The sequence below is a fragment of the Lysinibacillus sp. NPDC093688 genome (assembly GCF_050280145.1).
In the GTDB taxonomy this organism is placed as follows: domain Bacteria; phylum Bacillota; class Bacilli; order Bacillales_A; family Planococcaceae; genus Lysinibacillus; species Lysinibacillus xylanilyticus_B.
In genome coordinates this window covers 1-6,828 of record NZ_JBNNUX010000083.1, presented here as the reverse complement: position 1 = coordinate 6,828, position 6,828 = coordinate 1, and the positions used below count along the sequence as shown (strand labels likewise).

Sequence of the window (6,828 nt, the reverse complement as noted above, 5' to 3'; positions counted from 1 at the left end):
AAGTATGACTCGCTAGGTAGACGAATAGAGAAGTGTTCTGAAGAAAAGACAACAAGTTTCGTTTGGGATGGGAATACTATCCTACATGAGTATTTCACGCAGAATGATTCAGATAAATTTGAAAATCTAGTAGATCATTCTTTACAGAGTAACCCCGAAATAACAGATAATTTAGTCACATGGGTGTTTAATGATGGGTTCGTACCTACAGCTAAAATTACGAATGAAGGTAACTATAGTATTATTAGTGACTATCTAGGAACGCCTGTAGAAGCCTATGATGATGATGGTAAAAAGGTTTGGTCAACTGAACTTGATATTTATGGACGAGTGAAAGAATTCAAAGGTGAGAAAGACTTTATTCCATTCCGTTATCAAGGGCAGTATGAAGATACAGAAGTAGGTTTATATTATAATAGATTCCGATACTACGACCCAGAACAAGGGAATTATACTCAAATAGACCCGATTGGACTTGCAGGGAATAATCCGACATTGTATGGGTATGTTGGAGATACAAATACTTGGGTTGATGTTTTTGGATTATCAAGAGCACCGAGTCAAATATTAGCAGGTAACTTAAAGAAGGGTGGAAGTAAGACAACCGGATATCAAGCTCATCATGTAATTCCAACAAATGTTTGGAAACAATATAAAACATTTTTCGACGATATAGGCATAGGTGGATTAAGGGATCAGGCTTTTAACGGTATGATGATTCCAAGTAATCCTGACACACTTAAAAAAAGTTCTTTTAACTTTATTCATAACACACATCATTCTCTATATAATAGTCATGTAATGAATGAAATAGAAGGTATTTTCAAAGATTTTGATGATGAAATTATAGATAAAAAGGCGGCAAGAGGAAAAGTTAGAAAACTACAAATGAATTTAAAGAATCAACTTTCATTGGGTCATTTTGATACAGTTAAATCAAAGAAGTATCCAAAATGCAAGAGATTGGGGTAATCAATTTGAAAAATTATATGATTATAAATGACAAACTCACAGCGCCTATTTTCTTAAATGGGGTAATACATGAACATTTTGATGAGACAATGTATAACGAAGGAATGGGATATAGTTGGAATAGACCATTTTTTAACAAAGATGAATTTCCAAAAGAGTTGTGGCTAATCACAACAAACAAAATTGAGTTTGATTATTATAAAAACTTTTTAGGTCATATTGTTGAAGAACGTTTTTTAAATCTAATAGATGAGTCAAATTCGTTAAAAGATTTTGTAATAGCGAAGTTAAATATTGTTAGTCCGAGAGGAAAGTCAAAAGTAAAGAAAAACTACTTTTTTATTAAGTATTTTAATGGTATTTCTTTAGTGGATTATGACCAGTCGGATTTTATTTCCAGAGAAGTGCCGGAAAATAAAGTTTTTAAATCTGAGGGGGTATTTGTTGAAAAATATCAGAAAGTGGTTTTTGGACAAACTGACCTAGATGTGTTTTGCTTAAAGGATTTAAAATTAAGTTCGTATATGTTTTGTTCAGAAAAATTTATGCAACAATGTATTGCTCTAAAATTAAAAGGTTTTAAATTTATTGAATTAGATGAGGTGGCAACACACATTAACTCTCGTTAGGATAAAATAATAGTTGGAATAAATATTTTTAAAGCAACAGTACGGTGATAAAAGAATAATAATTGATGTGGCTGTACTTGTGATGAATTTCAAAATATACAGAGTAGCATAAATTCCTTAGTAAATGGACTTTTTGCTACTCTTTGTTTTTGATTTGAACATGAATAAAAATTACCGCATAACGTTTTTCATCTTCAAAATAAAAGGAATACATATAAATCACAGACTAGGTCACATGTAATTGGAGGAAATCAATGATTTTAAATTTAAAGTCGTTACCTTTAATCGCTAGAACAGAAAGAAACATTGATGCAAAAGAGATCAATATCAGTCTTCAAACTAATACACCTTCGAGACTGATTGAATTTTGGAAATATTTCGAGGGAGTTACATTTGAAAACGGAATTAATATTTATGGTTTTGACATTGCAGTGGAAAGGAACAGGTTGTATGAAGTAAGTGCTTACGCACCTGATTATATTTTGATAGGGGATGACGGTGGGGGACAAGGAGTGTTTCTAAAAAAGAATAGCGACCAACTAAACGTATTCTATCAAGATTTGGGTGCATTGTCGTCGCCTTTTTATTCTTTAGATATTGATTTATTTAGTTGGCTTGAAAATAATCCGGTTATAGATGAAGAAGATTTTCCCTCAGACGAACTTGATTTGATAGATGAGGTAAAAGTGTATGTTGTCAGAATACCAAATGATGCAAACAAGTTTATTATGGAAATAAGAAAATGTTTTAATTTAAAACTTTCTATTATCGATATTAGAGAAAAACTGGATAGTTTACCTTTTTTGGTTATCCAAGATATCACACTTATGAAGTATGGCAAAACAATTGAAAGTTTAAATCAAAAATACAATTGTTTAGAGGTTCTCAATTCAAAGAATGTGATTTTAATTAGTCCAGTAAAAAATTAGGTAAATATCCTTCCTAAAGTTTTTGAGTTATGTTTAGAGAGCCGACGTAATAAAAAGATTAAAAAGTAGTTAATCAAAAAATTATGTTATTAAAATAAATACTTTAATTTCAGTAAATTTATTGCAAAACATTTGTAAGGAAGGAACGAACGATAAGCCCCTTGCTTCAAAAAAATATCCAGCTTGTAAACGATTGGGGTAATTTTATGAAATATTTTATGTTAGTCAATGATAGTGCAAATTCCCCCATCTATTTAGCAATGTTTTATTATTTCGATTCGAAAATTGAAATTATTGATGTAAACAAGCTTTAAAACGGTCTGCATTATATTGAATTAGTCGATAGCGATTTTTAGTTGAGTAAGCAAAGCAAAAGAATAGTAAATTTCCCCTTGGTAATGAAGTGACCCCGAAATGTTAGACAGAGTTATTTCATTAGGCAGAGGTTTGGGCATGAGTTCGATATTGTATCGGACTCATGTCTTTTAACGTGGGCCTTAATTTGTTTTGTATTCTAATATTTCTAATACGTTATGTATTTTTATAATTCAATTTTAAAATGCGCTACACTTTTAAACTCTTAAAAGTATAGAAATTATAACTATGCCAAAGAAATTCCCCATAAGGAAATTGTCGTAACAATTTCCTTTACGAGACATACTTTGTTTAATAACTCTCGATTGAAGCGCATGGCGTTATTGTTTCATTTGATAGTGTCAACCTTGATCTGAATGTATCAGTAGCTGGTGCTCTTCTGGTAGGCTCTCTAATTGCATCAAGTGAAATTGCCAGACGGGACGAGTTCGACCTCGGCGTATGACCGTCGTGGTAACTGCACAACAACTACCAATCCGCTAGGGGTCACAGAGAAATACCGTTATGATAACTTGAATCGCCTAATACGGGCAAATCTTTCAGATGATAACGATGTTCAATTAAAGTACAATGCCTATGATGATGTTGTTTTTGCGAAAGATAACCATACGCAAGTAGCCTTTGGTTACACCATTCTCGGTAGCTTAATGTCTCGAGAACAAGGTGGGAAGAAAGTTAAATTCACCTATGATACAGAGGAGCAGTTAACCGCTGTCATCAATGAAAAAGGCGAAGCGTATCAGTTTGAACGTGATACGAAAGGCAATATCATTAAGGAAGTCGGCTTTGATGAGCTTACAAGGTCATATGAGAGCAGTTTGGCAGGATTGGTTCAGAAAATTCAACGTCCTGGTCACCGTTGGACAGCGTACGAACATGATAATTTAGGGAATGTCATTCGAGCTGATTAATATGATGACACTTGGGAAACGTTTGGCTATGACAAAAATGGTTCGTTAATTCAGACTGAAAATGAGCATGTGGCCGTAAAGCTAGAGCGAGACCCATCTGGACGAGTGATTAAGGAGTGGCAGAATGACCATTGGATTGCGAGTTCATACGATGAATTAGGCAATCGTTCACAGATTACAAGTAGCTTAGGTGCAAAAATCGATGTTGCTCGTAATGAAATGGGAAATGTGTCACAAATCACGGCTTCTCGCTCAGAGCAAGAAAATTGGACAGCAGCGATGCAGTACAATGAACTCGGTCAAGAGATTGAGAGAATATTACCAGGAGATGTCATCAGCAAATGGCAGTATGATGTAGCAGGTAGACCAACACACCATCGAATAAGTATTCAAAACCGCGATGCACGAAGACGAGTATATAATTGGGATGCCAATCATCGCTTACGAAGCATGGTAAACGAGTTAACGGGTGTAAAAGTCACTTACGGTTACGATGAATTCAGTAACCTCGTGTGGTCCAATCAAGGCGGTCAATTCGACTTCTTACACCGCAGTGTCGACGATGTCGGGAATTTGTATGAAACGAAAGAAAAGACAGATCGTGTTTATGGTGCCGGGAGCAGATTACTTGAAACGAAAGAGGCAACCTTTTCTTATGATGATGAAGGGAATCTCGTTCAGAAAGTTGAGAAGAACGGTGATACGTGGAAGTACGAATATAACGGCAATGGCATGATGTCGAAAGTCATCAAACCAGACAACACAGAAGTTACTTTCAAGTATGACTCGCTAGGTAGACGAATAGAGAAGAGTTCTGACGAGAAAACTATGAGATTCGTATGGGATGGGAATACTATCCTACATGAGTATTTCTCGAAGAATAATTCAGATAAATTTGATAATCTAGAGGAGTATTCTTCACCGAGTAACTCCGAAATACGAGATAATCTAGTCACATGGGTATTTAAAGAGGGATTTATCCCTTCAGCTAAAATTACGAATGAAGGTAATTTTAGTATTATTAGTGACTATCTAGGAACGCCTGTTGAAGCCTTTGATGAAGAAGGTAATAGGGTTTGGTCAGCAGAACTTGATATCTACGGCAGAGTGAATGAATTTACAGGTGAGAAAGATTTTATTCCTTTCCGATATCAAGGGCAGTATGAAGATAAAGAAGTAAATCTCTATTATAACCGATTCCGCTATTATTCACCAAGTGAAGGAATATATACACAACAGGATCCTATAGGATTAGAAGGAAACAATCCTACTTTATATGGATATATTAGGGATTCAAATATTGAGGTTGACCCTTTAGGTTTGACGAACTGGTCGGCGTTTTTGAGAGCATTAAATATACCTCAACCACCAGGGTTAACTAATCCACATGGACACCATATTGTGTTTAAAGGTGTATTCAAAGACAAACGAGGAATATATGTGAAGATAAGTCAAGGGATACTTGATGCATATAAAATAGGTATAAATGATCCATCCAATTTAATGTGGGCTTCAAATACGAAGGGGGTTCATACAGAAGCAAATGCAAAGAAAGTTGCGGAGGCTTTAATGGAAAAGCACAAAGAGCTTTTACCTCAATTATCTGGGGAAGCTGAAGCATTTAAAAATGCACAAAAACAGATGAAAGAACACCTCCAAAAAGTGGGTGAAAAAGTTTTTAGTTGTTATTAAATGAATGTAATAAACACTTCAAAATAGCTTAGCTTTACAACTTAAAAAGTAACTTAGTTTTCTGAACTAGGTTACTAATGAGGAAGGAAGATGAAAAAATGGATGATTTTTTTATTGATCTAAAGAAAAGACTAGTCAAAGCTATAGAATTAGATTTTACTAACATAAAAAAAATGATCGGTAATGAAAAAATATATGCATTAAGTTTTGTTACAGATAGTGATACAGTTAGTCTATTCTTGGCAGTAAATACAAACGAATTTTTAGAGAAAAAAAATAATGAGGATGACAGTCAAGACAACGAATTATTTGCTCAATTTGCAGAATATTTTCCCGAGAAGTTCGATGAGCTAGATAATATTACTTATGATACAAAATGGATTCCTGCTGAATGGGGATATTCTAATAATGATTTAAAGCATAGTGAAATGGCATTAATTGTTCCTAAATTATTTGAAAAGGGTTCGACATTAGATTCACAGGAATTACCCTTGTTTCAAAGATTATTTTTTGAATGTTTAACATCTACATTACAAACATTGATAAAAAAGGGGGTTTTTATTGATAATAATCAAGAAATTACAATATTTATTTCAATATCTGATGATGAACGAACAGAAGAAATAGAAAATTTCTCTGCTAAGATTCTTAATTCAGAAGAAATCTATAATAAATTCAGTAAACGATACAATTGAAATTGAATACAATAGTATAATAGTAAATTTGTATTGTTGTTAAGCGTATACGATTACGAGAAATCTATGTGTGAATGTATGTAATACATGATTTGTTACTGGAAAAGATGGTTTTGATTTTATTGGTGACAATTTAGAAGAAGTACTTGGTTTAATAATAATGTGGGAACACTTATTGTGAAGTGTGAAGTTAAAATAGATTTACTATAGTTAAGTTTTAAAACATATGTAGAGAAGTCGCTATAAGCACTTTCTTTATATATGTTTTTCTGTTAGAAATAGAATTGTTTTGTCGTGTATTTAAAGGTCAGATTATACACCTTTAGTTAAATACTTGATGAAAGATTTATGAATTCTTGTATAGACAAAAAATTTGAGGAATTAATTTTATCAAGGAAGGAAGCTTGTTAAGTCCGGAATATGTTGATTTAACAGTCTTTAGATTTAATTAGTAGGATCGTGTAAATAATAAAGTCGAATCCAGGACATGGGTAAGAAGATGCTATATGCTCTTCCTTCCTAAGTTCATATATGATACAGAAGAGCAGTTAAATACTGTTATCAATGAGAAAGGTGAAGTGTATCAGTTTGAACGTGATACAAAAGGGAATATCATCAAGGAAAT

6 protein-coding genes and 1 pseudogene are annotated in these 6,828 nt (G+C 33.3%); 6 read left to right on the top strand and 1 reads right to left on the bottom strand.

Annotated features, from left to right (window positions below):
- The 3 genes from ACQKN2_RS24930 to ACQKN2_RS24920 form a co-directional block, all read left to right on the top strand.
- Positions 1 to 972, top strand: a 972-nt coding sequence (locus ACQKN2_RS24930; RefSeq protein WP_427417317.1) for an RHS repeat-associated core domain-containing protein, incomplete at its 5' end; no start/stop codon positions are given.
- The gene (locus ACQKN2_RS24925) at positions 954 to 1,601 is read left to right on the top strand and encodes an Imm43 family immunity protein (protein ID WP_427417316.1); all 648 of its coding nucleotides are present in this window, start codon (positions 954 to 956) and stop codon (positions 1,599 to 1,601) included. The genes ACQKN2_RS24930 and ACQKN2_RS24925, both read left to right, overlap by 19 nt.
- A gap of 254 nt (positions 1,602 to 1,855) precedes the next feature.
- Positions 1,856 to 2,530: a hypothetical protein gene (locus ACQKN2_RS24920; RefSeq protein ID WP_427417315.1), complete on the top strand. Its 675-nt coding sequence runs from the start codon at positions 1,856 to 1,858 to the stop codon at positions 2,528 to 2,530.
- A gap of 435 nt (positions 2,531 to 2,965) precedes the next feature.
- Here ACQKN2_RS24920 and ACQKN2_RS24915 read toward each other — a convergent pair.
- A pseudogene (locus ACQKN2_RS24915) lies at positions 2,966 to 3,300 on the bottom strand (IS3 family transposase); the annotation flags it as partial.
- Here ACQKN2_RS24915 and ACQKN2_RS24910 point away from each other — a divergent pair.
- The 3 genes from ACQKN2_RS24910 to ACQKN2_RS24900 all read left to right on the top strand — a co-directional run bounded on the left by ACQKN2_RS24910 (position 3,301) and on the right by ACQKN2_RS24900 (position 6,203).
- Positions 3,301 to 3,816, top strand: coding sequence for a hypothetical protein (locus ACQKN2_RS24910; RefSeq protein WP_427417314.1), 516 nt, complete (start codon positions 3,301 to 3,303; stop codon positions 3,814 to 3,816).
- Positions 3,817 to 3,885: 69 nt separating this feature from the next.
- Positions 3,886 to 5,508, top strand: coding sequence for an RHS repeat domain-containing protein (locus tag ACQKN2_RS24905; RefSeq protein WP_427417313.1), 1,623 nt, complete (start codon positions 3,886 to 3,888; stop codon positions 5,506 to 5,508).
- Positions 5,509 to 5,606: 98 nt separating this feature from the next.
- On the top strand, positions 5,607 to 6,203 hold the full coding sequence (locus ACQKN2_RS24900; protein ID WP_427417312.1) for a DUF4303 domain-containing protein: 597 nt from the start codon (positions 5,607 to 5,609) through the stop codon (positions 6,201 to 6,203).
- Positions 6,204 to 6,828: the final 625 nt, after the last annotated feature.

Excerpts from the sequence above, each read along its gene's own strand:
- ACQKN2_RS24925 (WP_427417316.1), top strand. The coding sequence starts at position 954 with ATGCAAGAGATTGGGGTAATCAATTTGAAAAATTATATGATTATAAAT.
- ACQKN2_RS24920 (WP_427417315.1), top strand. The coding sequence starts at position 1,856 with ATGATTTTAAATTTAAAGTCGTTACCTTTAATCGCTAGAACAGAAAGA.
- ACQKN2_RS24900 (WP_427417312.1), top strand. The coding sequence starts at position 5,607 with ATGGATGATTTTTTTATTGATCTAAAGAAAAGACTAGTCAAAGCTATA.